Annotated in this window: 24 protein-coding genes; 15 read left to right on the top strand and 9 right to left on the bottom strand. The window is 40.8% G+C overall.

Annotated features, from left to right (window positions below):
- Positions 1 to 2: 2 nt before the first annotated feature.
- Genes R7044_RS07135 through R7044_RS07160 form a run of 6 tightly spaced genes read left to right on the top strand, consistent with a single transcriptional unit; the run spans position 3 to position 4,432 of the window.
- Complete coding sequence (locus tag R7044_RS07135; RefSeq protein WP_033905963.1) at positions 3 to 1,070, top strand: ketoacyl-ACP synthase III; 1,068 nt, start codon at positions 3 to 5, stop codon at positions 1,068 to 1,070.
- Positions 1,071 to 1,286: a phosphopantetheine-binding protein gene (locus R7044_RS07140; RefSeq protein WP_021453150.1), complete on the top strand. Its 216-nt coding sequence runs from the start codon at positions 1,071 to 1,073 to the stop codon at positions 1,284 to 1,286.
- A 5-nt stretch (positions 1,287 to 1,291) separates the two neighbouring features.
- Positions 1,292 to 2,032 (top strand): SDR family NAD(P)-dependent oxidoreductase, encoded by a 741-nt coding sequence (locus R7044_RS07145; protein ID WP_033905964.1) that lies wholly within the window; start codon positions 1,292 to 1,294, stop codon positions 2,030 to 2,032.
- The gene (locus tag R7044_RS07150; RefSeq protein ID WP_033905965.1) at positions 2,025 to 2,900 is read left to right on the top strand and encodes a formyltransferase family protein; all 876 of its coding nucleotides are present in this window, start codon (positions 2,025 to 2,027) and stop codon (positions 2,898 to 2,900) included. The genes R7044_RS07145 and R7044_RS07150 overlap by 8 nt, the downstream gene beginning before the upstream one ends.
- A gap of 3 nt (positions 2,901 to 2,903) precedes the next feature.
- Positions 2,904 to 3,533, top strand: a complete 630-nt coding sequence (locus R7044_RS07155; protein ID WP_033905966.1) for a NeuD/PglB/VioB family sugar acetyltransferase — start codon at positions 2,904 to 2,906, stop codon at positions 3,531 to 3,533.
- 38 nt (positions 3,534 to 3,571) lie between these two features.
- The gene (locus R7044_RS07160; RefSeq protein WP_171345969.1) at positions 3,572 to 4,432 is read left to right on the top strand and encodes a glycosyltransferase family 2 protein; all 861 of its coding nucleotides are present in this window, start codon (positions 3,572 to 3,574) and stop codon (positions 4,430 to 4,432) included.
- A gap of 28 nt (positions 4,433 to 4,460) precedes the next feature.
- Here the strand turns inward: R7044_RS07160 and waaA are convergent, their stop codons facing one another.
- From waaA to R7044_RS07205, 9 genes are all read right to left on the bottom strand, one after another.
- Positions 4,461 to 5,729: a lipid IV(A) 3-deoxy-D-manno-octulosonic acid transferase gene (waaA, locus tag R7044_RS07165; protein WP_171345970.1), complete on the bottom strand. Its 1,269-nt coding sequence runs from the start codon at positions 5,727 to 5,729 to the stop codon at positions 4,461 to 4,463.
- Positions 5,723 to 6,778: a lipopolysaccharide heptosyltransferase II gene (gene waaF, locus R7044_RS07170; protein WP_025768326.1), complete on the bottom strand. Its 1,056-nt coding sequence runs from the start codon at positions 6,776 to 6,778 to the stop codon at positions 5,723 to 5,725. Before waaF ends, waaA begins: the two co-directional genes overlap by 7 nt.
- On the bottom strand, positions 6,775 to 7,497 hold the full coding sequence (locus tag R7044_RS07175) for a glycosyltransferase family 25 protein (RefSeq protein ID WP_053307407.1): 723 nt from the start codon (positions 7,495 to 7,497) through the stop codon (positions 6,775 to 6,777). The genes waaF and R7044_RS07175 overlap by 4 nt, the downstream gene beginning before the upstream one ends.
- Entirely contained in the window at positions 7,494 to 8,480 is a 987-nt protein-coding gene (gene lpxM / locus R7044_RS07180; RefSeq protein WP_017634970.1) for a lauroyl-Kdo(2)-lipid IV(A) myristoyltransferase, read from the bottom strand. Before lpxM ends, R7044_RS07175 begins: the two co-directional genes overlap by 4 nt.
- A gap of 127 nt (positions 8,481 to 8,607) precedes the next feature.
- Positions 8,608 to 9,549 (bottom strand): ADP-glyceromanno-heptose 6-epimerase, encoded by a 942-nt coding sequence (rfaD, locus tag R7044_RS07185; protein ID WP_017634969.1) that lies wholly within the window; start codon positions 9,547 to 9,549, stop codon positions 8,608 to 8,610.
- A gap of 141 nt (positions 9,550 to 9,690) precedes the next feature.
- Positions 9,691 to 11,889 carry a YjbH domain-containing protein gene (locus R7044_RS07190; protein WP_225455434.1) on the bottom strand — a complete coding sequence of 733 codons (2,199 nt, stop codon included), beginning with the start codon at positions 11,887 to 11,889 and terminating at the stop codon, positions 9,691 to 9,693.
- Positions 11,890 to 11,891: 2 nt separating this feature from the next.
- On the bottom strand, positions 11,892 to 12,653 hold the full coding sequence (locus R7044_RS07195) for a capsule biosynthesis GfcC family protein (protein ID WP_225455435.1): 762 nt from the start codon (positions 12,651 to 12,653) through the stop codon (positions 11,892 to 11,894).
- Complete coding sequence (locus R7044_RS07200; protein ID WP_225455474.1) at positions 12,650 to 13,324, bottom strand: YjbF family lipoprotein; 675 nt, start codon at positions 13,322 to 13,324, stop codon at positions 12,650 to 12,652. Before R7044_RS07200 ends, R7044_RS07195 begins: the two co-directional genes overlap by 4 nt.
- 73 nt (positions 13,325 to 13,397) lie before the next feature.
- A complete protein-coding gene (locus R7044_RS07205) occupies positions 13,398 to 13,616 on the bottom strand; it encodes a hypothetical protein (protein ID WP_017449110.1) in 219 nt (72 codons plus the stop codon).
- Positions 13,617 to 14,270: 654 nt separating this feature from the next.
- On the opposite strand from R7044_RS07205, the gene R7044_RS07210 reads away from it, so the two are divergent.
- The 9 genes from R7044_RS07210 to R7044_RS07250 all read left to right on the top strand — a co-directional run bounded on the left by R7044_RS07210 (position 14,271) and on the right by R7044_RS07250 (position 25,857).
- On the top strand, positions 14,271 to 14,786 hold the full coding sequence (locus tag R7044_RS07210) for a porin family protein (protein ID WP_225455436.1): 516 nt from the start codon (positions 14,271 to 14,273) through the stop codon (positions 14,784 to 14,786).
- A 66-nt stretch (positions 14,787 to 14,852) separates the two neighbouring features.
- Positions 14,853 to 17,555: an SLBB domain-containing protein gene (locus R7044_RS07215; protein ID WP_225455437.1), complete on the top strand. Its 2,703-nt coding sequence runs from the start codon at positions 14,853 to 14,855 to the stop codon at positions 17,553 to 17,555.
- A gap of 295 nt (positions 17,556 to 17,850) precedes the next feature.
- The gene (locus tag R7044_RS07220) at positions 17,851 to 18,846 is read left to right on the top strand and encodes a Wzz/FepE/Etk N-terminal domain-containing protein (protein WP_225455438.1); all 996 of its coding nucleotides are present in this window, start codon (positions 17,851 to 17,853) and stop codon (positions 18,844 to 18,846) included.
- Positions 18,847 to 19,077: 231 nt separating this feature from the next.
- On the top strand, positions 19,078 to 20,124 hold the full coding sequence (locus R7044_RS07225; protein ID WP_225455439.1) for a polysaccharide pyruvyl transferase family protein: 1,047 nt from the start codon (positions 19,078 to 19,080) through the stop codon (positions 20,122 to 20,124).
- 14 nt (positions 20,125 to 20,138) lie between these two features.
- Positions 20,139 to 21,083 carry a nitroreductase family protein gene (locus R7044_RS07230; protein ID WP_225455440.1) on the top strand — a complete coding sequence of 315 codons (945 nt, stop codon included), beginning with the start codon at positions 20,139 to 20,141 and terminating at the stop codon, positions 21,081 to 21,083.
- Between the two features lie 27 nt (positions 21,084 to 21,110).
- Positions 21,111 to 22,547 (top strand): lipopolysaccharide biosynthesis protein, encoded by a 1,437-nt coding sequence (locus R7044_RS07235; RefSeq protein ID WP_225455441.1) that lies wholly within the window; start codon positions 21,111 to 21,113, stop codon positions 22,545 to 22,547.
- Entirely contained in the window at positions 22,544 to 23,770 is a 1,227-nt protein-coding gene (locus tag R7044_RS07240; protein WP_225455442.1) for a glycosyltransferase, read from the top strand. Before R7044_RS07235 ends, R7044_RS07240 begins: the two co-directional genes overlap by 4 nt.
- A 61-nt stretch (positions 23,771 to 23,831) precedes the next feature.
- On the top strand, positions 23,832 to 24,704 hold the full coding sequence (locus R7044_RS07245; protein ID WP_225455443.1) for a glycosyltransferase family 2 protein: 873 nt from the start codon (positions 23,832 to 23,834) through the stop codon (positions 24,702 to 24,704).
- A 1-nt stretch (position 24,705) separates the two neighbouring features.
- Positions 24,706 to 25,857, top strand: a complete 1,152-nt coding sequence (locus tag R7044_RS07250) for a hypothetical protein (protein WP_225455444.1) — start codon at positions 24,706 to 24,708, stop codon at positions 25,855 to 25,857.

Here is a 25,857-nt window from a genome sequence, read left to right on the forward strand (position 1 = left end):
TTATGAAAAGTGATATTGGCAATATCTCGCTGAAAGGGATAGTCGCAGCCGTTCCAAAGCATATTTCTTACTTTGATGATGAGATAAAAAACTACTCACACACAGAGCAGAGTTCTAAAAAGCTGAAGAAGCTGATGGGATACAATCAACATCATGTTGTTTCAAAAGAAACGGCGCTCACTGATATGATTTTTCCTTTGCTTGAGGACCTGTCAACCACTCTTGGGTGCGACTATCAGGATGTGGATGGAATTTTGGTGGTAACTCAAACTCCTGATTACCCAATTCCGTCAACGGCTTCGATAGTACATGGCGCTTTTGACTTTAAAACCGATTGTTATTGCATGGACATCAACGATGGTTGCAATGGCTATATTCGAGGTTTGTTTGAAGCTTCGAGCCTAGTTCGTAATAGTGATGCGCAAAAAGTGTTGCTAATTGCTGGTGATGTTTTAAGCCGTAAGGTTTCTTTAAAAGATCGTAACTCATACCCTCTTATTGGGGATGCAGTTACTATCACTTTAATAGAAAGAAGAGCGGAAAATGTGAAGGCCCCTCTTGAGATCAAACATGATGGTAAAGGAGCAAAAGCTTTAATGATCCCATCAGGTGGTATGGTAAACCCTTGTACCTCTGATACTGCCGCTCTTGCTGAGGACGAAGAAGGAAATTGGCGTTGTTCTGAGCATTTGGTCATGCAAGGTAGAGATGTTTTTACGTTTACTCAAACAACGGTAATCAATTTTATTAAAGAGTTTATTGAAACGAACACAAAACCAGAAGAGATTGACTACTTTTTCTTTCATCAAGCAAATAAGTTTATCTTGGATCGTTTCCGTTCAGCACTGAAGGTAACGGAAGAGCAGTTACCTTCAGAGGTAGTGACTATTTATGGTAACTCTTCGTCCGCAACTGTCCCAATGTCGATTTTATCATCTTGGATGAAGAATTCGGGCTTTGAGGGTAAAAAAGCACTATTATCAGGCTTTGGTATAGGTCTGAGTTGGGGGGCGACCTTGATTGATGTCAATGAACTTACACTATGTAAACTAATTAAGTTGGATGTATAAATGACTGTTTTTTTGGAAGAGCTAGCTGAGATCCTAGAGTTGGAAGTAGAAGAGCTAACTCCTGATTTTGAATATCAAGAAACGGAAGAGTGGGACTCTTTAGCCCAATTATCTCTTATCACTTTATTCGCAGATGAATATCAAGTAGAAATTGGACACGGTGATTTAATCGAACGAAAAACTGTGGGTCAATTGCTCGAGCTACTTCCTCAGTAATTTCGATGAAAAGAAAAGTTCTTATCACAGGAGCGACTTCAGACATTGGCTTGAGTATTGCTCACAAACATGTTCAAAAGGGAAACTTTGTGATCCTTCTTGGACGTAATGAAGAGAGCCTTAAAACCGCTGAGGAATCTTTAGGAAAAGATTCCTCAGCCGCTTATGTTTGGGATTTGAAGTCTCCTTCATCATTAAAACCGCTGCTGAAAAAGATCGTTACTGAGCAAGGTAAAGTTACAGATCTTATCTGTGCTGCGGGCTACCATAAAATCTTGCCGTTGAAGTTAGTATCGGATGAAGAGCTTCTTTTGACTATGCAAACGAACGTAAATAGTCACTTGATCCTTTGCCAGCTTTTTTCGAACGCTTTATATTCAGATAAGTCTCAGGATAGAAGTATTACACTGATTTCTAGCATTGCCCATTTCGTTGGTGAGCCAGGATTAGTTGCTTATTCTGCAGCAAAAGGGGCTTTGATTTCTGCAAGTAAATCAATGGCTAGAGAATTAGCTCCGCGTAAAATCAGAGTAAATACCGTTTCGCCTGGATGGGTTGAGACCAAGCACACAAAAGATGTAGCGGTTGATTTGGGCGAAGCAGCACTTGAAAAGTTACATAACCTATATCCTTTAGGTTTAGGCAAACCTGAAGATGTTGCAGAGGCCTGTTATTTTTTGAGTAGCAGAGCGTCTCGCTGGGTGACTGGTTTAGATCTTGTGATTGATGGAGGGCGCAGTGTCTAAATTAAAGTTTGAAACCGTAATCGTGATCGGTTTTGGTAAGATAGCTCAAGACGTTGCTTCCAAGCTTCTTCAATATGATGTGACGCTGAAATTGTTACAGACAGAGATGCAACCTTTTTCTACTCTTGAGTCATTTGCTCAAAAACACGACGTCGCATATCAATTTAAGCATACGAAAGAAGATATCGAGTCTTCGTTACTCAGGTGGCTGTCTGGTAATACATTAATCATCAGTGCGAATAATAACTACCTTTTTAAAGGGAAGTTACTGACTTTAAAGAATGTAACTATTATCAATTTTCATAATGCACTTTTACCAAATTTACGAGGAAGAAACGCACCTAGTTGGGCTATTTTTCATCAATTAGAAAAAACCGGTGTCACTTGGCATTATGTTGATGAAGGTGTAGACACTGGTGAGGCTATTGCTTTTTCCGACGTATTAGTTGATAAGCATGACAAAGCATATCAGGTCGCTCATAAATGTATGCATGCCGGATTAGAAGCCTTTTCAAACGTAATTGATGAATTGTTGCAAACAGGCAGTACTCCTTGCTTGACTAAACAACCATTGAGATACGACTATCTGTACCTGTCCAAAGATATTCCCGGAAATGGCTGGCTAGATATAAAACAATCAACGCTTGAGAACTATCGCATATTGAGAGCATTAGATTATGGACCATTTAAAGTTTTTCCTAAGGCTCTAATTGATAATGATGGTGATAGATACTCTGTACGTGCTTATCAGTTTATTGATGAACCAAGCGATAAATCTGTAAATAGTAGCGAAAATAGCATCGTGATAAATGATGAGTTTGGCTTGTTAAAAATACACGTTGAAAAAATCGAGATTGAGCAGGGGTAAATAATGTCTAATCCAATTATTATATTTGGAGCTAGTGGTCTAGCTGCGGAAGTGTACAGCTGGATACAAGATGTAAATGATATTCGTGAACGTTTCTTGTGTTTTTGTGTGACTGACGAATATTTTGTATCAGGAACAACATTTTATGGCCACGAAGTAAAATCAATCTCCATGCTAGATGATCTTGAACAGTTTGATTTTATTTTGGCATTTGGAGGGGAAGGTTATGCTCGCGCTAGTATTGCCGAAATGCTAAAAGATAAAGGCGGTAATGCTATCTCATTTATTCACCCTAGTGTTGTGTTGAGCCCATTCTCTTTAATAGGTGAAGGTGTAATTATTAACCCAAACTGCAGCATCTCTCCTGGTGCAGCTATTGGTGACTTTTCGCTCATCAACTGTAATTGTGCTATTGGACATGATGTCAAAATTGGTCGCTATACCTCTTTACTAGGAAGCAATACCATCAATGGTCATGTAGAAATTGGTGAGAGAGTATTGATTGGCTCCGGAGCAACTATCCACCCTAAAGTTAAAGTAGCAGATGATGCGACAGTTGGCATGGGAGCTGTCGTATTTACCAAAGTGAGGTCAAATACCACCGTTCTAGGTAATCCTGCTAAAAAGATATAACTCTTCTTAATTAAAGAAATAGAAGACAGAGGAATAAAATGTCCACCAAAGTCTCGGTTATTTGTACTTGCTATAATCACGAAAAATATATTGAGCAGACACTTTTATCTATACTTAATCAGACAGTAGACTTTGAATACGAGTTGCTTATACATGATGATTGTTCTCCTGACAATAGTCGAAAAATTATCGATAGAGTTTTTAATGAGTATTCTGGGAAATGCCAAATAAAGAGAATTTATCCAGAGGAGAATATATACTCTAAAGGGTCATCAGCTGTACTTTTTAACATGTTGCCTCATGTTGATGGGGAGTTCATCGCTTTTTGTGAAGGTGATGACTATTGGGTTGATGACAACAAGCTTCAAAAACAGCTTGAAGCTTTGGCAAACCATAAGGATATTAATGCTTGTTTTCATCCTTCTTTGACTTTGCTAAAAGACCAGTTGGTTGACAAGAAATACGGATACCAAGGCGATTTAGAAAAGAAAATACCTTATCAGTATGTCATTAAGAAGGGCGGAGACACTATGCCTATGGCATCGATGTTTATTAGAAAAGGGCCGTTTTTTGACCTAATTTATCAACATGAAGACTTTTTCAAGCTTTATGGCGAGCACTCTGTGTTGCAGATTATCAATAGTATCGAGCAAGGCGCCTGGTACCTCCCTGAAAAAATGTCGGTTTATCGTAGCATGCATGAGGGCTCTTGGAGTCTCCAGCAAGCAAAAGACCCAACGGCAGAAGACCGAGAGTTTGAGCAATATAAAATCCGTATTCTTGGTTTGAACAAGATCTATCGCTATAAGTATTGGATATGCTTTTTAGGTATATATCTGAAAAAATCGAAAAAACATTACCTAAAGAAAATAAAGCGTTGGTTTAAAACTAAAGCTTAAAATAAAGCCGAGTTAATACTCGGCTTTTTTAGATAGAAGAGGTGGCTGTGGTGGTACGTTGTAAGGAGCCTGAGTTTGCTAACATAAAATGAGCAAGCTCTGACGTGATGCGCTCATGAGCTGCGACGTCTTTAATTAGAGCCACGATAGCTCTTGCCAGTTCATCCTCATTTTTCACAATTTTGATGAGGTTGTTCTGCTTCATTTCATGTACGATTTCTTTGAAGTTAAAGAAGCTTGGACCATTGATAATAGGGACGCCCAAAGCAGCAGGCTCCAATACATTGTGCCCACCAACCTTATCTCCAATTAGGCTTCCACCCATAAAGCAGATGTCCGCTGCGCCAATCAACGTTAGCATCTCACCCATTGTATCGCCGAGATATACTTGAGTATTCGTCTCTACTGCATGCGTTGAAGTACGACGCACAGTTTTAAATCCTTGCTGTTGGCAAAGCGTGAATACATCATCAAATCGTTCTGGATGGCGAGGAACCAAAACGAGTAAAGCATTTGGATGAGATTTTAAAACTTGTCTATGTGCATCTAATACCTGTTCGTCCTCGCCTTTGTGGGTGCTAGCTGCAATCCAAATCGGACGATCGTTTCCAAGTTGGGCTCGAAGCTGCTGTCCTTGCTGTTTCACTTGCTCTGATATTTGAATATCGAACTTAATCGAGCCAGTAACGGATAGTTTCTTTTTCTCAACGCCTAAGCGTTCGAAGCGCTCTGCATCTGAATCCGTTTGGCAGAGTACTTGAGTTAGGCATGGATGAAGCTGGTTAAAAAGCCGCTGTATTTTGGCGTAGTTCTGACACGATTTTTCAGATAGGCGCGCATTCACGACAGTTATAGGGATACCCGCTTTGTGAACATTGTGAAGCGTGTTTGGCCACAGCTCAGTCTCAATGATCAACATCTGTTTTGGCTGCACTGCTTTAAGAAAACCTTTGATAGCGAACCCAAAGTCAATTGGCATATAGCGGTGTTCAATTAAATCACCCAACTTAGCAATCTGTTCAGCTCCCGTACTTGTTGTTGTTGTAACTAGAATAGATTGTTCGGGGTTTTGTTCCTTAAGGGCTTTAATTAAAGGTGTTGCTGCTATGCTTTCACCAACAGATACGGCATGTATCCAAATAGGTTTGTCGTTGCTTTTTAGCTTGGGAGTGATACCAAAGTGCTCTTTCCAGCGAGAGCCGAACTTAGGCTTATTTGGTTTGCTCTTGTACAAACCAAATAAAAGCAGCGGTGACGCTAGAGCGAGTAGTAAGGTATAAACAATACGAACTAACATGAGCTTATCGTAATGGCGTCAAGTTTTTGGATGCTATCTAGCACTTGCTTAGGCGAAAGTTCTGTCAAGCACTTAAGGTGTTTGTATTGACATTCACGCTGGAAACAAGGGCGACAATCAATATCGGTATGAACAATCTCCACTTTTTCTGCGAGTGGGGGGGTGTACTTCGGTGAAGTTGAGCCATACACGGCAACAACATTACAACCAACCGCAGCTGCCACATGCATTAAGCCTGAGTCATTTGCGACAACAGTCTTACATGCAGCAAGTAAGTCGACTGCTTCAATTAAGCTGGTTTGGCCTGCCAGAACATGAATGTGCTCATGGAATTGCGTCGGAACAAGTGCGCGAATATTGTTACAAGTCTCTAAGTCTTTTTGAGAACCAAACAACCAGATTTGATGCCCAGATCGAGCCATTTGTGTCGCAACTTCAGCGTAGTGTGTTTCGGGCCATTTTTTTGCGGGACCAAACTCTGCTCCTGGGCACAGTCCGATAATTGGTTGGTCTTGGGCTAAGTTGAACTTTTTGATCGTGGCTTGTTGCTCTGCCGCGTTGATTGCAAGGCGAGGGCGAGGTAAGGTTTCAAGCCCGCCAAGAGAGTTAGAGTCCACCATTTCTGCTTTTGGATAAGCTAACGCTACATAGCGCTCTACCATGTACTGAAAAGACTTCATGTTAGGGCGTAAGTCGTTCAATAAACCATAGCGCATTTCTCCCTTCCAGCCAGTACGAAGAGGAATGTTGGCAAACCATGGGATCAGTGCTGATTTCGCTGATTTAGGCAAGATATAGGCGTGGTCATATTGCTTTTCACGTAATGATTTGCCAATTTCCCTGCGGCCTAATAAGTTAAACTCACCATGACCGATAGGCATTTCAATCGCTTGATGGATTTCTGGCATACGCTCAAGAATCGGTTTACACCATCCTGGAGCGATAACGTCAATTTGGCTATCTGGATGGCGTTGCTTTAATACGATATATAACGATTGCGACATTACCATATCGCCGACCCATGCAGGGCCAATGACTAAAATCTTCATGCTTTGTTTTTCCAGTATAGGAATTTCAAAATTGACTCATAAGTTCTAAAAAGTTCAGCGTATATTTTATTCGCAAGAGTCATTTTGGATTTATCTTTTCTTTTACCACCAATCGTCGAAGCAATCTCTGCTCTAGTAAAGAGATCTGGAGACACGCTGTAAACTTGAACACCATGTCTCCATGGTTTTTCCATGTAGTCATCGACTGGTTCAATAAACTCTTGAGCATGCATAACAAACTTTGAGGCTGCTTTAGGTGTGACGATATAAGCGGTGGTACCACAAGTGCCTGCTGAGTATCCCCCTAGCATATGATTATCATCAATAGGTACGATTGGGGTGAATACACGCTTCTGAGTGGCAGACAACTTGATGTAGTCATAATTAGAAGTCAATGGAAGGGTATGTTCGAGTACTTGCTTCAGCCCTTCGACGGGGTCGACGTTGTCTTCTAAGATGACGATCGGTTCATCAAGCTCAACACAGCGAACCCACAACTCGTAATGGCTTGCAAAACAGGCGACTTCACTGGTTTTTAATTGATACCCTTTGCGGCGTAGAGTAATGGTAGGACGACTTTTTTCTGAATGAAGAAAACGGTCAACAGAGCCATCTATTGCATCAAAAAATTCAAACGTAATGCCTTGTTGTTTTAACTTTTCTTCAATACGTTCTCGGCGATCTAGCGATCGAGCCAAGCTTACGACAAATACTTTCACTGCACTTTCCAGTCGCTGTTATATCTTGGTTTAAACAAATTGTAATAGTTATTGCCGTCTTCTTGAGAGTGCAGCAACTGTAGTACCCACATATATTGTTCGGGTTTATCACCGACAAAATATTCAATGGCTTCATTACAGGTACGAGCGTCTTGCTCTTCGCCTTTATCCAGCTCAAACGCTGGTAAAATCTCAATGTCAAACGTACCATCTTCAGTGTTCATCGACGCAAATAGAGGCAGTACTTTTGAGCGTGATAGTTTCGCAATTTTGCCTAAACCAGGTAGCGTTGCTTTACGTGTTGCAAAAAAATCTACAAACACACTATGCTCTGGGCCGTGATCTTGGTCGGGTAGATAATACCCTACATAGCCATCTCGAATAGACTTCAGAAAAGGCTTAATGCCACCTGAGCGTTCATAAACACGGCCACCGTATTGGACTCTTTGCTTGTGCATTAGCCAGTCAGCAACATCATTCTTTTGTTTCTTCGCCATTGCAGAAACTGGCATTCCCATTGACGCGAGCAAGATAGCAGGCACATCAATTGCCCAAGAGTGGGGAACCATTAAAATTACATTTTCGTTGTTATCAATGTGCTGTCGTAAAATGTCTAGGCCGCGAATTTGGCAACGGTTCTGAAGCCATTTTGGTGAGCGTAAACTTAGTAACCCGAAGCGAAAAAAGAACATGGCTGCTGTGTAGAGTGTTTTTTCTATCAAAGCTTCACGTTCTTGGAATGATTTTTCCGGAAAACACAGCTCAAAGTTAACCCTCGCTCGATGAGCTGGACCTTTGTGGGATTTAGACAGTTTTTTGGCTATGGTTTTCGCCAACCACTTTTGTAAACCCAGTGGCATTAATGATAAAGGTAAAAATAAGATAACACCTAACCACGTGCCCCAGTACTTAGGCGACAGAAAGTGGCGCTTAAACTCAGGGTTATATGCTTTAGGGTCGAAGTCATCACGTTTTATGGTCATGGCGTGTCTAGTTACCTATTCGTGTACGGGCGAAGTGGTTTAAATGAGAAAAAAGATAGTTAGGAATGATACAGGCTATTGCATTTGAGTAAAGGTGGCAGGTTATGGTTCTACCACCTTGTGGTGCTTAACTGTTTTGGATAGTCAAGTATTCGGCAACGCCTTCTGCAACTGTCTTGAATTCAACATCACAGCCTGCGGTGCGCAGTTTGGTCAGATCCGCTTGTGTGAATTCTTGGTAAGCGCCTTTTAGGTGCTCAGGGAATGGGATGGTTTCAATTTGGCCTTTGCCATGATGCTTGATAACTGCTTTTGCTACCTCTTCAAAAGATTCAGCACGGCCAGTACCACAGTTAAAAATGCCTGATACGCCGTTTTCTAAGAACCACAGGTTTACTTTACAGACATCACCAACGTAAACGAAGTCGCGTTTGAATGATTCGCTGCCCGCGAACAATTTAGGATTTTCACCTGCGTTAAGTTGGTTGTTTAGGTGGAACGCAACTGATGCCATGCTACCTTTATGGTCTTCACGTGGGCCATATACGTTGAAGTAGCGAAAGCCGGTGATTTGAGAAAGGGTCTCTCCATGTTCTTCAGCGTCTTGCCATAGGCGACGAACGTAGTTATCAAACTGCTGTTTCGAGTAACCGTATACATTCAGTGCACCTTCGTATTCGCGTTCTTCAACGAAAGTATCTGTATCGCCGTAAGTGGCTGCTGAAGAAGCGTATAGGAATGGAATCTCGCGATCTAAACAGTAATGAAGCAGCTCTTTAGAGTACTCGTAGTTGTTTAGCATCATGTACTTACCATCCCACTCAGTCGTTGCAGAGCAAGCACCTTCGTGGAAAATTGCCTCAATCGGACCAAAATCATCGCCCGCCATAATTTGGGTCAGAAAGTCGTCACGATCCATGTAATCTGTGATGTCCAGATCAACTAAGTTCTTAAACTTTTTGCCATTTTTTAGGTTGTCGACAACCAGGATATCGTTAATACCAGCTTCGTTTAGTGCTTTAACAATGTTGCTGCCGATCATGCCAGCGCCACCAGTTACGATGATCATAGAACTTCCACCATAGATTAAAATTTTCTCAGGAATTCTAGCAAGAAACAGAAATTAGCGCTATTGGAAGGAAAAGGAAAGGTATAGAGCACTTGAGAGAGGAATAAACAAAAGGGAGCCGAAGCCCCCTCAAGTAGGCTGTTATTTAGCGTTTGACGTATTTGGGCGTTGATACCAAGGATTACGCTCATCCGTCAGCTCAATCAAGCTGTACTTACGACCTAGCTTCTGACCGCCATCGCGAGTCAATGGTTGCCAGCTAAAGAACGCACGGTTGTTGCTTGGTTTCACTGTCATGATGTCGAATGGAATCGAAATGTAGAAGCCTTTAGTAAAGCTACCTTCACCGAATTCGTCAGCCGACAAATCACTGATTGATGCGAATGCACCTGCAATGACACCACTCTTGAACTGTTTAGATACATTCACTTGTGTACCGATATCACCCGCTAGGAACTGACCAACATCAACTTGAATCATCAAATCTTGTAGGAAATCCCATTGAGGGTAGTAATAACCCGACACAAAACCAGTAAAGCCTTTATCTACAACTTGGAACGGACGTCCATATTCTGGCACATTTTGCCATTTCTCATCGTAAACACCGAAGTAACTTTGTGGATCACGTTGAGAAATTAAGTTGACGTCAGCGCCAATCGCCCAGTTAGCTCCTTGTGGTCGGTAAAGAAACTCGGTGCCGACTCCGGCAAACATGCTCTCCAGATAGCCCGCGTAGAATTGCTGAACCATGGTATCTGAATACTCTTGGAACCAAGTCAATTGTAAGTTTGACATGGTTACAGCATGTTCATTTTGATAAGCACGGAACATGGTACGTACCCGAGGAATCGAAGTGCCATCCGGTGGGGTTACGTAGTTAAACTTGTCGTAGTTGTTGTACCAATCCCAGTATAGCGAGCCACCAATTTCTAGGTTATCTGTCAGCCAGTAAGAGGCGCTGCCACTTAGACCAACACTGAACAGGTAGAACTCTTCTGGGTTGCCTAAGGTCTGAGCCAGTTTTGGTGAAAAGCCCCAATCAAAGCGCTCAAAACCATCGTAAGCAGGTTTACCTTGCGGTTTATCGCTCGAGGTCGATGTTGCATCTTCGATATTTGGATTGATGTAGTTAACTTCTGCAAAGTCACGGTATTTCTCTTTGGAGATAACCGTTTGATCGCCGATCAGACCACGACTGCGTTCATTGATAGTAAAGGTATCAATGTTGTCTGGCATTTCGTTATAAAGGACTGCCGCCGCTTTTTCATGAGCTTCATTGCGATCACGATACTTTTTCTGCTCGCCGACAACCGAAATGGTATTATCTTCAACATAGAGTTGGGTATTTTGGTAGCCAGCAATTTTATCCAGCTCCTCGGTAACACGTTCCCAATCTACATCAGACAGTTGCTCTGGTTGCTTGTCTTCAACTTCTGGTGTTGGTGTATCACGCCAGAAAGACGGCATATCATTGAAGTTTGTGTAAAGGCTTACGCCTGCAACTAACGTATCGCCTCGCTCGTAGCTCAAGCGCAAATCTGCCATATGTCCTAAGCGATACAAAACACCAAAGTTCCATGGCGTATGAGGTGTCATGTCTACACCACCACGTACCACAGGGAAATCTTCACTGTAATCGTTGCTGTCGTATTCAAGCTTAAATCGCAGTGGTGCGTGCAAAGTTTGATACTCGACACCACCAAAGAGTGCAGCAGGACCTTTGAAGAAACGGTCTGCGTTTGTTGTCCCGCCAGTGGAAACGCTATCGCTTGGTCTTTGGCAAAAACTATCGGATAGCTTACATGCAGGGTTACTGATGTTGTCGCGCGTGCCTAAGTAACCCCAGCCCATACCTAAAGTGAAATCAAAGGTACCAAGGTTTGGGTTAGAGTAACGTTTTGTCGCAGCAACAAACTCACCATCAAAAAGACCGGTGCCTGCAAAGTCACGCACACCCACAGAAAGCTCTGGCAAGTACTCTGACTCTCGCAAAAGTCGAACTTTAAAATCGATGCCTTTATCAGTGTATTCGTTGTCGCCAGAAAAATTGGGGTCTTCGCTGTAAAGAATATCTTTTGCAGTAGTATAACGAATAGTAGTTTCTAACCATGGCATCACTTGCAAAGTAACATTGTAAAATGTGTATTCATTACTGTTGTTAATAGCAAAGTTAAACTCGCCTTCAGGCGCCATACGACCAGTTGGCATCTGCATTAAGCCGACACCACCAAAGTCCATTTGTGATGGTTGCAATGGCGGCACTTCGAAAGGAATATCTTGAGCCCACACCAACGCTGGACCCATTAAAGAAAGGGATAAACTAGTTCTGATCAGGTTCATGTTTAGTTCTTCGATGAGGTTGGTTTACGCTGTGCAAGCAGAGCGACAATGTCTTTATCCATTTGTGATGTTTCGAACTCATCAAATGGGATGTATACCAAAGTAAGTGGTGGCAAGTAATATTGAGTGGTTAACCAACTGCCATGGTGAGGATGAACGATTTTGCCATCCGGATAAATTAGGATTGGCGGATAGGCAAGCTCATCAATATCGCTTGAACGTAGATTATCGATCTGTTCATGCAGAGCGATACCCGCTTGGTTTTCTACCGCGTAGACTTTTTCCAAGTTACCCACGTACAACACTTTTTCTTCACGTTTTGGTGCACTTAACGCAAGTTGACCTTGTAAAAGAGGGTTATCAAATTTATCCAGACGGATGTGATCAACATCAATGGCCGACAGTACGCGAGGTGCAAACTGGCTGTGTTGGATAAACTTGTAAAATGGGTGCGCAACTAAATTATGTTGAATCATTTGGTTTAACACAGAATTCTTTAAGGCAGTACTTTCTTGCACTGCGGTTTCGGTGTTATCAAATAGAGTCACAGCTAAAGGGTATTGCAGGGCGACTTGTTGTTTTTGCGCATGCTTAAGTACGCTCTCTAAACGTGCCGCGTGTTGGAATTGCAATGCTTTGCCCGTTCCGACAAGTTCTATATTGAGCGGTGGTGAGGTGTGATTTTGAGCTTGAACGGTAGTCGGTGTCGCCAGAATCGTTGCCGTTAAACTTAGGCTTAATAAAGATAGCAGTCGCTTATTCATGATTTGCTGTACCCTTTCAGAATCGTCAATTCAACAGGCACCATGTTTGGACCTAAGTGTTGACGTGTTTTCACTACTTCACCTTTACCGTTTACCCAGTATTGGTTCTCTACACTTTTTTCTAAGCTGGTAAACGTTACAACCTCGGTATAAACATCAGTAGAGGTAGATGAAATAGGGGTTATGACGGTTTCTTTACCTTGACGAGAACGTTGGACTTTAGCCGGGAACCCATAACGGTATTTGTCAGCCCAATCGTAAGAAAGAGAATATTGTGCAGAGGGCGCTGAGTAGGCAGGAACGTTGCCATAAATACCCGCTAGATTGGTTGTTTGTAAACCAATGGTTTTAACAATATGTCCGTTCTCTGTTACTACCATTGCTTTGTCTGCACTGACCCACTTTAGTTGGGTATTACCGGTTAATGGATTTGGCTCGGCGAAGGCTAACACTACAAAAACCTGTTTTTGGTTGCCTATTTTCAGGTAAGCACTGGCATAAGGAACTGCTTCAATTTCTTCTGGTGTTAGTTCAACATCGATGTAGTTACCATAGGCTTCTTGGACGGTAGCGGATACGTCATTGAATTTTTGTGTACAGCCAAAGATTGAGCTCAGTAATGGTAGGACAATAAGTAAGCGCATCCATTTTTGCGATAGAAGAGTGTTCATCATTCCCTCATTACAAATAAAATCGCCCTGAATAGATCAGGGCGATTGTTTCAATATCTACAAAACTAAAAAATTATTTAGTTACTGAAGTAGAGGTAGAAGTAGAAGTAGACGTTGAATCGCTGTCTGACGCTGCAACTGCTACTACAGTTACTGCTGCTGCTGCACCTACTGCTACTGCAGTTGTACCAGTTGCAGATGCTGCTGCTGTACCAGTAGTACCAGCTTCAGTCGCTGCAAATGCAGTTGATGCGCTTAAAGCCATAAGAATAGCTAGAGCTGTGTTCTTCATTATTAATCCTTGTATTTCAGATTTTAAAACATCGATGTTTGGTCTGTTTAGAACATACCACTAGTCATTTTAGTTAAAAAACAATCAGCATGTAAATAGTTTCCTATGTGAATTTACCTAACGTTAAAGAAGAATTGTTGCAAAACTGAGAATTGAGAATTGAGAATTGAGAACTGCTTAGGTTTGATAGTTGTACTGAATCAAAATGCGTCTTCGACTGTGTTATTTCCGGTCACCTCTGAATTTACGCAAACGTTCACATTTTCTATTCAATGCATCCGTAGTGGTGTTCTGTTTTAAGCGGCTGACAGCCTGTGTTTTTCTCATTTGTGAGAATTTACGAACCATAAACGGAAATCTGAGACGTCTTTGCCCCCTTGCCGTTTTGCGCTAATACATGCATAATTTGCCAGCTTTTGTGTTGCGTTTATAAAAGATTGTTTTTTGAACGGTTAGTCGCAAAAGTGAGGCTTAAAAAGAATATTTATATCAATAAACCGAATGAATCGGGAATCAGCGAACAGTGGCTAACGCGTAATGCCGCCGGGCGGTAGCGTGTAAACGCACAAGCGAAATTGAAAAAAGTTAACAGACATTCACTGCGCGCGTCGTTCATAATGTGCAGCGGTCAGTCGACACCCAAGGAACACTTACGTGATTAATAAACGACCATGGCTAGGGGCGTTGAGTGCAATCAGCTTAGGCTTGTGCTCATTTTCTGCCTCAGCAGATTTTTATGCTGGTGCGTTAGTAAGTTACTCTAACGCTGAATTTCATCATTCCTCTTCTCCAGTAACCGAGGGAAACCCTTTCCTTCTTCAAGCGCAAGCTGGTTACTTCTTCAATGATTACCTCGCTTTTGAAGCACGTTACGGAACTTCTGTACAACGAGATAGCGGACTGGCAGTAGATAGTCTTGCGAGTGGTTTTATTAAGTTGAATATGCCTGTCTCCGAGCGTGTAGCACTTTACGGACTTGCCGGTTATTCTAGTGTCCAGATCGACCAACAAAATGTAGGCCCTAATAAAGATCAAGGTTTTAGCTTTGGCTTGGGTATGCATTATGCTTTGGACAAGCAGAATGCAGTTGTCTTTGAGTTTGTTAATAGCACATCTGAGGACCAGGCACGCTTGAACGCACTTACTCTTGGCTTTCAACACCGATTTTAATTAAAGACCTAGCGCCTAGTTTTGTGGCTAGGATTTTTAACTCCTGACTTTAAATAGCGAATTATCATGCTCAAAGGATATTTCTCGATAGGTGCTTGCATTCTAGCAAGCCTATTTGCGCCGCTTACTAATGCGCAGACTCCAACCCCAGAACAAATTCAAATGTTTCAGAACTTGCCAGCAGACCAGCAACAAGCATTGGCGAGTAAGTATGGTATCTCTATTCCTTCCGGCACTTCTTCTCAGCCAAGTAGTTATCAGAACCCTCAAGTGATTGAGCAACGCCCGGCTGCTAGTAGTGCTATTGAGGCAAAAGCTAACGACTCAGAAGACTCAGAAAAAGGTGAACAAGGTTTAAAGCGTTTTGGTCTAGATTTATTTGCAGGTTCACCGACGACGTTTGCACCAATCAGTGATGTACCTGTGCCTGCTGACTACACGGTAGGAGCTGGTGATGAAATCGTTATCCAACTGTTTGGTAAAGAGAACACAACGCATCGTCTTCGTGTTAATCGTGCAGGCATCATCAACTTCCCTTCCCTTGGTCCTGTTCAAGTGGCCGGCATGACATTCTCTGATGTGCGTGATTCTCTAAACCAGCGAGTAAAAGAGCAAATGATCGGGGTTCGCAGTGACATTTCGTTAGGCGAAATGCGTACCATGCAAGTTTTTGTTATGGGTGATGCATACAAACCAGGTGCTTACACAGTTAGTGCACTAACCACAATCTCTCAAGCGATTTACTACAGTGGTGGCTTTAATGAGAGTGGTGCCCTGCGTAACGTGCAACTTAAACGTAATGGTCAGGTAATTCGTAAACTGGATATGTACGACCTGTTACTTAAAGGTGATGCGCGTAATGATATCCGCTTATTACCAGGTGATGTGGTCTTTATCGGCGCATTGGGTAACACGATTTCGATTGATGGTGAAGTAAACCGCCCCGCAATCTATGAAATCAAACCAGGTGAAACCTATAAGCAAGCGATTCAAATGGCTGGCGGTTTTACTGCTAATGCTTACATTGACCAAATTGAAGTCAAACGTTACGCAGCGAAAGGTGCTCGCGATGTATTAACACTGAACTTTAGCCAGTCACATGACCAGCAAACTAAAGTCAAAGATGGTGACGCCGTTAATGTACTGAAGAAGAGTGAAGAATTGACTCGTTACGTACAAATTGAAGGTGATGTTCGTCATCCCGGCTTTATTGAGTGGAAGAACGGTCTGCGAATCGCAGATTTATTCCAATCCGTTGATACCTCATTTAATTCTACTGCAGATGTAAACTATGCCGTTGTTGTTCGTGAGGTTAACCCACAACGTGACATCGAGGTTTATCAAGTAAATCTTGCTAACGCGATTCTTTCGCCGAGCAGCAAAGATAACCTAAAGCTAAACTCACGTGACCGAGTGCTGGTATTTAACCGTTTCAACAATGAAGATTTAGATACCCTTGCAGATCAAGATACGGTTACGAAAGCGAAAACGCTTGAGCAAGCACAATTTAAAGCCGAGCTGGATCAACAAAAAGAGCAAGAAGTTATGAGCTCTTCTGTTGCAATATCTTCAGCGACAGACAATATGTCGAAGGGGCAATCTTCAACTGAAGCATCAGAACAGCCGAAAATCATATTCCGTGGTAAAGAAATTACTAAAGAAGATTTTGAAGCATTAAAACAAAATACGCGCCGCACGTTACTTGCTCCTGTTTTGCTACAGCTTCAACAGCAATCGCGTTTGGGTTTGGCTCCGCAGATTGCAGAAGTCTTCGGTGAGGTAAAACACCCTGGGCGTTATCCAATCACCCCACGTATGACGATTTCTACCTTGATTGAAGCTGCTGGTGGTCTAACTTATAACGCATTCACCATTAACGCCGAGTTAGCTCGTACAGTAATAAACAGTAGAGATGAGCGCGCTTCTATTAATGTTGAGCGTATTGATTTACGCCAAGCTATCAAGGGTAGTTCCGCTGACGATGTCGTTATTGCTGGTCGTGATCGCCTAAACATTCTTGAGAAGCCAAATGTCAAACTGCAAAGCACAGTAACGTTGCAAGGCGAAGTTCGTTTCCCTGGTACTTATACTGTCCGTCAAGGAGAGACCTTAGGCGAGTTACTTGAACGTGCTGGTGGTCTAACCGAATTTGCACATCCGCAAGGGGCTATCTTTACTCGTGAGGCTTTACGCCTTAAAGAGCAAAAGCTATTAAACCAATATGCCGCAGATATGCGAGCAGAAACCGCGAAGAAAACCTTCCGTGCTGATAGTAACATGGGCTCAGTGATCTCTGACCCAGATAAAACATTGAAATTCGTCGAAGAAGCAAGCCGTAGCAAAGCCCTTGGTCGAATGGTGGTGCAGCTTAATCGCATCCTAAAAGACGAGCGCTCTGCCGACTTTATGTTAGAAGACGGTGATTTCCTATTTGTACCGACCTTCCGAAATACAGTTTCGATTATGGGTGAAGTTCAAGTTCCTATCACATATCTATTAGATAACAAACTAGATGTGGGCGATTACCTGAACAAAGCAGGCGGTGCGAAAAAACAAGCAGACGAAGACCGTATCTTCGTTGTACGCGCAGACGGGTCGGTTTACAAACCAACATCAGGCTACTGGTTCGGTAACAATCATGAAGAGCTAAAAGCTGGCGATACTATTGTTGTACCAATTGATACCGACTACCGCGATGCATTAAGTACTTGGACTGCTGCCACGCAGATCCTTTACCAAACAGGTGTAGCGATCAACGCGTTGAAGTAAGAAACGACAAGGTTATTCCGATCAGCTTGCACAAGATTAGAAATACAATAATAGTAAGAGCCTATGTAACGATCGAAGTTACATAAGCTCAATTTTATTGATCAAAACGGCAAATACTACTCTTAACACCAATAGTGGTATTGTTAAGCCGTAGACCGTCATTCCAGCGAGCCGAAGCGAGACTAGGAATCTTGTCACAGCGTGGTTGTGTTTTGAAAGTCGGAGAATAATCTATCAAATTTCACCAATCTCTGAGTCCAATATAACGAACCTCAGAGCTTAGGATTAAAAACCAATGGAACCACAAAAAGAACCCAATCCAAATTATCTTCCATACCCACCTCAACCCCAATCCACAGATGATGAAATCGATCTGCGTGAGCTTTTCAAAGCATTATGGAAAGGAAAGTGGATCGTTATTGCGACTACATTTGTCTTCGCAGTTAGCGCAGTGCTTTACGCCCTAAGTCTACCAAACATCTACAAAGCCGACGCTTTATTAGCGCCGGCAGAAAGTTCAAATGGAGGAGGTCTATCAAAAATGGCAGGCCAACTTGGCGGATTAGCAGCACTAGCTGGCGTTAACCTTGGTACAAGTGAATCTTCTCAAACGGATTTAGCTGTGCAAGTAATGAAATCGCGTCAATTTATTGAAGTGTTCATCAAAAAGCATAATTTACTCGTTCCGTTGATGGCAGCAACAGATTGGGATTTAACAAATAACAAGCTCATCTTAGATGAAGAGCTTTATAATCCAAACACAGGTGAGTGGTTGCGTGAACCCAATGGTCTACGTAGTTCAACACCATCTGCGCAAGAAGCTTTCGAAGTATTCAATAAAGAAGTGCTCAATATTAGCCAAGATAAAGAGAGTGGTTTATACACCGTTTCAGTAAAATACTACTCCCCATACGTAGCTCAGCAATGGGTGAATTGGTTGATTGAAGATATCAACAACGTGATGCGTGAGCGCACTATTGCCGAAACTTCACAAAACTTAGCTTATTTGAACACCCAGCTACAGAAAACTGCTGTTACTGACATGCAGAGTACATTCTATAAGCTTATCGAAGAACAGACCAAAAGTTTAATGCTGGCCGAGGTACAGGAAGAGTTTATTTTTAAAGTGGTCGATCCCGCTGTTGTCCCCGAATTAAAAGATGGACCGAAACGAGCATTGATTTGCGTGCTAGGCACGGTGCTAGGTGGTATGTTGGGTCTTGTAATAGTACTCATAAAGTTTGCGTTTCAAAAAGAAGAAGATGCGGATAATCAAGAACCGATTAACTAGTTTTTGGCAAATAACAAGGGTTAGCTGACATTGAATACAGAGTAACTGAAGAAATTTATTTTTGTTAAGTTACTTTATGGAGTCTAGCTATTATTCCAATTGTTTATTTTCTTTTTAAGGTGATATATTCAATATTTTGTGATTTATATCAATGGTTTTTTTGAAATAATTATTCGTCGTGATAACTATTTCAATGTGTTTTAATAGTTAATTGTATTGTTAGAGAGTGAAATGAAAATAATAATCAACAAGGTTTTAAAAAAAATAAAAAATAATATTGAATGGGCAAAGAAGTCTTCTGAAATTAAAAGCAGATTTAATGTTACTGGACAGAGAATTATTTATGCAATAACTCCAACTCCAGAACTAAGTAATTTAGGTGACCAAGCACAAGTAGTCGCCATTTATGATTGGCTACAAAGAAACTACCCAGAACATAGCATCATCGAAGTAAATAAAGATGAAGTAATTCATTGTATTGCGGGTTTCAAGTCTGAAGTAAGAAAAGACGACCTGATTGTACTGCATAGTGGTGGTAACTTAGGTGATAGAGGCCTTTGGTCAGAAACATCAAGAAGAGCGATGATATCGAACTTTCCAAATAACAGAATCTTAAGCTTGCCTCAGACTATCAACTTCCGAAATACTGACAAAGGTCAAAAAGAGCTAGCGATTTCAAAGAAGATTTACAATAGTCACTCTCAACTAACGGTTGTGGCTCGCGATAATGAAAGTTTCCGTTTAGCAAATGAATATTTTGACAAATGTTCGACGAATAAGGCTCCAGACTTTGTTCTCTCATACAATACACAACATCTCAATTTAGAAAACCAACCGACAAACGGCAAAGTGTTGTTCTGTCTGCGTGAAGATGATGAGTCTGATATCTCAAAAGATCAGCGTGAAAAAATGCTCCAGAATAGCAAACTAGAGTACGATGTATTTGATACAACGATTCCAGAAAATATCAATAATGATGTAAGAAAACAGAAGCTTGATGACGTACTGAAAATGTTCTCAGAGTATGAATACATTGTTACCGATCGTTTCCATGGTTTGATTTTCTCCATTTTATGTAAAAAACCTACTGTTGTATTGAAAACAGTAGACCACAAATTAACATCAGCATTCGATTGGTTTGATGAGGTGAACTTTGTGAAGTTTTCTGATTCAACAGAAACAGTCAATGAGACAATTGAAGAAGTTCTTAAAGAATCAAACTTTAATGTTCCTAACTGGAATGAGAAATACTTTGATCAGCTAACTAAACATCTATAATTGAGTAAGAGTTAATGAGATTAATTAAATCTAAGGTAAAGGCATTACTTGTTAATTGTGGTATAATCAAACGAATGCCAACGGAACAGCCGCATAAATACTCATCTTTTTCACCATACTCTCCTTTAGAGTTATTGAGCGAACCTGAGCTATTATCTCTTATGCGGCATGAAGCCCATCGTATTGAAAAGTCGATGTACAATGATATCTTTGAATCTAAACATGGTTATTATTTAGAAAAAGCTAAAAGGCTAGATTGCATATTTGATGTTTTCGAGTCTAGAGCCCTATACGAAACTGAGCCAACTGTTCTGTGGGCAAAAGAAATTCGTGAAGCTTTTAGTGATTTAGAAAGTAGCTTTATTGCTCCTAATAGTAAAAAGAGTAAAGGCTTTGACCAATCGAAACTAACTGAGTTTGTAAGTCAAATAAAAGACAGGCGTAGTGTTAGGGTTTGGGCGGATAAACAACTAGATAAATCCGAATGGCTATCAGTAGCAGATTCTATGATCGATTGTGCAAGGTGGTCTCCATGCTCCGGTAATAGGCAGCCTTGGCGGTTTAAAGTGATTACCGAGTATCACGATAAAATGTTGCTGGAGAAACTTAAAGAAGAACACTGTATAAGTGCTCCCTTGCTAATTTTTATTGGCATGGATAGACGTGTGTACGGCTCTCTATCTAACAAAGATTATGAAACAGCATTGTTTGTCGATGCTGGTGCTGCAATTATGAATATGATTGTTGGCGCCAATCAAGCGGGTCTTGGGACTTGCTGGAATCACTTTGGTAAAGATTTGATTGAGTCTAGAGAAGTCAATAAAATTGCTTATAGTAACTTTTCTAAGGAATTAAAAATTGAAGACCACATAGAGCCTGTAGCGATACTTGCTGTTGGCCTTCCGAAATATATTCCGCCTACACCAGCTCGGATGACAATCGAAAGCCTTAAGATGTAATCACTTTTGGCTGTATAGAAATGTATAATGATTAAAAACTTAATAAAGTGGCAAACACTGTCCAGTGTGGTCACTTTTTCACTCTCTCTGATACAGGTAGCGATATTATCTAGATTACTAGAGCTTTCAGACTTTGGGCTTGTAGCCATCGTTATGCTAGTTGTGAATATCACTCAGGTTCTGTCAGATCTCGGAATGGCAAACTACTTAGTATATCGACAGAAGATTTCTGAAATTTTGAACTCGACTGTTTTTTGGATATGTAGTTTATCTGGTTTAGTATTAGCTATTAGTTTAATTCTTATCTCGCCACAAGTGGCGAGTGCTTACGAAGAGCCAGAGATAAAAAGACTATTATCAATAGCTGCACTAAGTTTTATACCTATCTCATTGTCTTCTCAGCTCCAAGCAAGATATGTCTGTAATTTTAAGTTAGATTTAGTTGCTAAGTTTGAGGTTCTCTCTAAACTGGCTGGTACGATTATCGCCGTAATCACAGCCCTGAAAGGGTATGGAGCCGTATCAATAATTATTGGTAGCCTAGTTTCTAGCATGGCAAAGTGTGCCCTGCTTTGGCTGAAAGCTGAGCGTTCATGGCTTCCATGCTTTAAGTTTTCATTAATTGAAGCAAAAAACGCTTGGAATTATGGTGTGTATCAAATTGGATCACAACTGATCAGTCAGTTTAGGGGAAATTTAGACACCCTAATTCTTGGCTTTTATATAAATAGCGATCAACTTGGTGCATATAGCTTGGCAAAGCAGCTAATTCAAAAACCTGCGGCGTTTATATTACCAATCGTTCATAAGATATCACTACCATTATTGGCAGCCTCGCAGAGCAAAAAGGAAGAGCTCAAAACTCTTTTTGGTAGGGCTCATGCTTACGTCGCATTTTTTTTGGTGCTTCCGTATTCATTACTTTTCATCATGAGTGAAAGCATTGTCCTCATAATGTATGGTATGAATAATATGCAGGTGGCAACATATGTAGCACCGTTGTCAATTTTTTGGGCTTGTCGGTCAATTGGCGGGGCATTGGCCGGTTCTCTTACTCAAGGGTTAGGAAAAACTAAAGTTGATTTCTATTGGAACCTGTTTGTTTTAATTGCATTCACCGCAGTATGTTTATTCACTGCTAGTTATGGAGCTCTTTACGTTTCCTGGGGGTTGGCTATATTACAACTAGCTTTGTTAAATCTAGTTTATTTTGTTTTTTATAAAAGAATTATTAGCTTTGAATTTTCAGGTTTTATAAGACCGATTTTGTCTTCAACAGGCTTATCAGTTGCTTCTATAGGTATTGGCTACTACTGTTTAAAGTACTTGCTTCCATCTAGTATGGGTATTACTTTTACTTTTATTTCAATACTTGCATCAATAATAATATATTATATTGGCGGGTGTTATTTACAAAGTGAAATAATTAAGTTTCCAAGAAGAATATTCAAGCAGAGTAAATGATGAAAATTGCTGTTTTTGCAAGTAAATTTCCACTGATTTCTGAAACTTTCGTAATAAATCAGATAGTAGGTCTCCTTGAGGAGGGGGTCGATGTCGATATAATAACCAATGAAAGCCCTGACTATACAGTCATGCATTCAGCAGTAGAGGACTACTCTCTACACGAAAAGTTAACTGTAATCGGTTTGGATACAAGGAAAAATAAGACTAGTCGTATAAAAGATACACTCTACAATTGCATTAAAGTGGTTGTTAAGGGCGAACTTTCTTCATTGACTAAAATTGTATTTGATAAACACTTGAAAATGTCTCAGAAGATGAACCTGATATCTGCAATAACGACTATTAACTCTAGTGAAAGAAAGTATGACAACATAATCTGTCACTTCGGTGTTAATGGTTACTATGTATGTAAGTTGAGAGAGTTAGGATTAATATCAGGACCAGTATCTACAGTGTTTCATGGCTATGAAGTCAGTCATCACAATGTTACTCGGGATTTTAAAGGCCAGTATTTTGAGCTTTTTAAAGTTGGGGATATGATGCTCCCTATTAGTGATTTATGGGCTAGCAAGTTAGAGAGTTGGGGGTGTAATAGAAACAAGATAAAGGTGCATAGGATGGGTATTGATGTTGATGATTTTGAATTACGCGACGTATCAAAGTCACTTGCATCCCCACTTCGGGTGTTACAAGTTGGCAGATTGACTGAAAAAAAAGCAATCCTTAACTCTATCAAGGCTGTTGCATTAGCGTCACAATCGAGCAAAATTGATTTTACAGTGATTGGTGATGGAGAGCTTTATCACCAAGCCAAGCAACTTGTCCGTTCTCTTGATGCGGAAAGTTTCATTCATCTCATTGGCCAGCAGTCTCAATCCCAAGTAAAGAAATACCTCGAAGAATCAGACGTATTTCTTCTGCCAAGCGTAAGAGCAGAGAGTGGTGACATGGAAGGTATTCCTGTGTCACTAATGGAAGCGATGGCGAAAGGGTTAATTGCTGTTTCTACAGTGCACTCGGGTATCCCAGAGCTGATAGAAAATGAAGTATCCGGTTTCTTAGTACCAGAGCATGATATTGAAGCGCTTGCTCACACTCTTGCTGCAATACCTTCATTGTCTGAAGGAGAGATTGAGTCGATTAGGCGTTCAGCACGAATGACCTGTGAACAAAAGTTCAATAACTGTCAGTTAAATAGTGACCTTCGGTACATAATCTAAACCGAGGGGAGACTGTTGAATCCTTTACTTAAACGTAAACTTTGTCGTGAGTCTTATTACAATGCATAACTCTCCAGTGAGTGTCGTTATTCCCTTTTATTCAAACACTTCAGGCCGGCTTGTCAAAGCCGTTGAGAGTGTTTTGAATCAATCCGTTCCCGTTGAAGTTATTGTAGTCGATGACGGTTCCCCGTTGTCAGCAGAATCCGAATTGAAAGATTTGCAAGATGAAAGAATGCGGATCATTCGTCACAAGACGAACAGTAATGGTGCTATTGCCAGAAATACTGGTATTGAAAATGCAAATGGTGAATACGTTGCATTTCTTGATTATGACGACATTTGGTACCCTAACAAGCTCGAGAAACAATCCGAACTCTACCATCTGAGCAAAGATAAGTCAGGGGACGCTGACAAAACAGTGATCTATTCTCGATGCTTAATTATAGATGGTAAGCGCAAACTCGTCCGTCCAACACGCCCTATTGGGCGCGATGAGCGTGTTGGCGACTACCTCTTCTGCGCCAAACAGATCATACAGACAAGTGGAATATTTCTGACCACGAAAATGGCAAAACAAGTCATGTTTGATGATTTAAAAAGGCACCAAGACTATCAGTTCTGTCTCGGGCTTGAAGCGAAAGGTTGTCGTTTTTTTATGGTTGAGGAGCCGACGTATGAGTTTATTCAAGTGCCTAAACTAAATGACTATACCTTTTCTTTAGAGTGGTTAACTAAATACGGAAAACTACTAACTAAAAATGCGCAAAAGGGTTTTAAATCACTAGTCGTAACTCGTTCCATGATTGCTCATGGTAATATTATTGATGCTTTGAAATATTCAATTGGAAATGGGTTGTTTATAAGTTTTATTAAAATTATTTTTTTAAAACTAGTTAAAAAATTCTACATATACTTAAGATGTTTATTTTAATATGTTATCTAAAGCTTCGGTCTTTGCTTTTGTACTGTTGATGCATTTTTCTACTTTGTTAATGAGTGGAGGGCTAGGTTTCAAAAATAATATGTCACCTGAGGTCATGGTTTACTCGACAATAGACGTGTTATTTAGTTGTTTAATTGTTGCATTGATCCTCGTGAGATTTCCTAGTTTTTATTCGCACTCAGAAGAAGTATTCAAGGCTAAGTATGCGAAATTCTTCGACGATCACTACATCTTGATTGCATTTCTTGTATTGGCTACAGCATATGAAGCATACTCTTCTATTGGTCTAATCATGTCAGGTGTAGCAAGGCATCAATTGCTACAGGAGTATGAACGTGGTGGCTTAATATATATGATATCGAGTGGCTTTTTTAAAATGCTAGTACCGGCAGTCTTTTATTTTGGCGCAAGTAAAAAGGTCAAGATTTTGTCGGTGTTGGGGTTACTCTTCGTGTGTGCAATTACAGCATCACGCTCAGAACTCAAATATGTAATTAATTTTTATATAATGTTAATGCTATTTGCTTCTTCAAAGAACCAGATTGCTCGTGTATGTATTGTAGTATCTATCATGGTTAGTTTAGCTATATTATCAACTATATTTCTTCAAAATCGGCCAATATCTGATGGCGTGGAAGCAGTTTGGGATATGGCAAGATCAACATTCCAATATCGTGCATATTCATACTTTTTAGCTGATCTTTCTTTAGAGACTGCAAATTCATTTTATAAATACCTCTATCCATTTTTTGGTTATATCTCTGAAGCACCGCTTCGCGTTTTTTTTGGTACTCCGAATCCAATAGACTCGTCGTATGTTGGCGATTTGCATTACTTAGGAACAAGTCCAACGACGGGTAGACCATACTTAGCTAATGTACTTTTTCCGTGGTGGAGCTGGTTTGTAGGAAGTTTTGGCGTTTTAGGTTTGATAATCAAAGCTGCATACAGTTATGTATTATTAGCTATAACGTCAAGTCAAAAAATGCTCTTTACAACCGTATTTTTGTTGACATTTATTTTATTGGGCACTGGTGGGGCTCACCCCTTAATGACTCTAACTCACGTTTTATCCATTTTTACCTGTGTTCTAATAGATATTACTATTTCGATAAGCAATAAATATAAATTAAAGGGTTAA

The organism is Vibrio sp. 1402 (assembly GCF_033340275.1).

Bases quoted from the DNA above. Each gene is read 5' to 3' on its own strand.
- R7044_RS07225 (WP_225455439.1), top strand. From the start codon at position 19,078: ATGAAAATAATAATCAACAAGGTTTTAAAAAAAATAAAAAATAATATT.
- R7044_RS07240 (WP_225455442.1), top strand. From the start codon at position 22,544: ATGATGAAAATTGCTGTTTTTGCAAGTAAATTTCCACTGATTTCTGAA.
- R7044_RS07200 (WP_225455474.1), bottom strand. From the start codon at position 13,324: ATGAACACTCTTCTATCGCAAAAATGGATGCGCTTACTTATTGTCCTA.
- R7044_RS07145 (WP_033905964.1), top strand. From the start codon at position 1,292: ATGAAAAGAAAAGTTCTTATCACAGGAGCGACTTCAGACATTGGCTTG.
- lpxM (WP_017634970.1), bottom strand. From the start codon at position 8,480: ATGACCATAAAACGTGATGACTTCGACCCTAAAGCATATAACCCTGAG.
- R7044_RS07140 (WP_021453150.1), top strand. From the start codon at position 1,071: ATGACTGTTTTTTTGGAAGAGCTAGCTGAGATCCTAGAGTTGGAAGTA.
- R7044_RS07190 (WP_225455434.1), bottom strand. From the start codon at position 11,889: ATGAACCTGATCAGAACTAGTTTATCCCTTTCTTTAATGGGTCCAGCG.
- R7044_RS07160 (WP_171345969.1), top strand. From the start codon at position 3,572: ATGTCCACCAAAGTCTCGGTTATTTGTACTTGCTATAATCACGAAAAA.
- R7044_RS07205 (WP_017449110.1), bottom strand. From the start codon at position 13,616: ATGAAGAACACAGCTCTAGCTATTCTTATGGCTTTAAGCGCATCAACT.
- R7044_RS07245 (WP_225455443.1), top strand. From the start codon at position 23,832: ATGCATAACTCTCCAGTGAGTGTCGTTATTCCCTTTTATTCAAACACT.
- waaF (WP_025768326.1), bottom strand. From the start codon at position 6,778: ATGAAGATTTTAGTCATTGGCCCTGCATGGGTCGGCGATATGGTAATG.
- R7044_RS07135 (WP_033905963.1), top strand. From the start codon at position 3: ATGAAAAGTGATATTGGCAATATCTCGCTGAAAGGGATAGTCGCAGCC.
- R7044_RS07195 (WP_225455435.1), bottom strand. From the start codon at position 12,653: ATGAATAAGCGACTGCTATCTTTATTAAGCCTAAGTTTAACGGCAACG.
- R7044_RS07235 (WP_225455441.1), top strand. From the start codon at position 21,111: ATGATTAAAAACTTAATAAAGTGGCAAACACTGTCCAGTGTGGTCACT.
- rfaD (WP_017634969.1), bottom strand. From the start codon at position 9,549: ATGATCATCGTAACTGGTGGCGCTGGCATGATCGGCAGCAACATTGTT.
- R7044_RS07250 (WP_225455444.1), top strand. From the start codon at position 24,706: ATGTTATCTAAAGCTTCGGTCTTTGCTTTTGTACTGTTGATGCATTTT.
- waaA (WP_171345970.1), bottom strand. From the start codon at position 5,729: ATGTTAGTTCGTATTGTTTATACCTTACTACTCGCTCTAGCGTCACCG.
- R7044_RS07155 (WP_033905966.1), top strand. From the start codon at position 2,904: ATGTCTAATCCAATTATTATATTTGGAGCTAGTGGTCTAGCTGCGGAA.
- R7044_RS07220 (WP_225455438.1), top strand. From the start codon at position 17,851: ATGGAACCACAAAAAGAACCCAATCCAAATTATCTTCCATACCCACCT.
- R7044_RS07230 (WP_225455440.1), top strand. From the start codon at position 20,139: ATGAGATTAATTAAATCTAAGGTAAAGGCATTACTTGTTAATTGTGGT.
- R7044_RS07215 (WP_225455437.1), top strand. From the start codon at position 14,853: ATGCTCAAAGGATATTTCTCGATAGGTGCTTGCATTCTAGCAAGCCTA.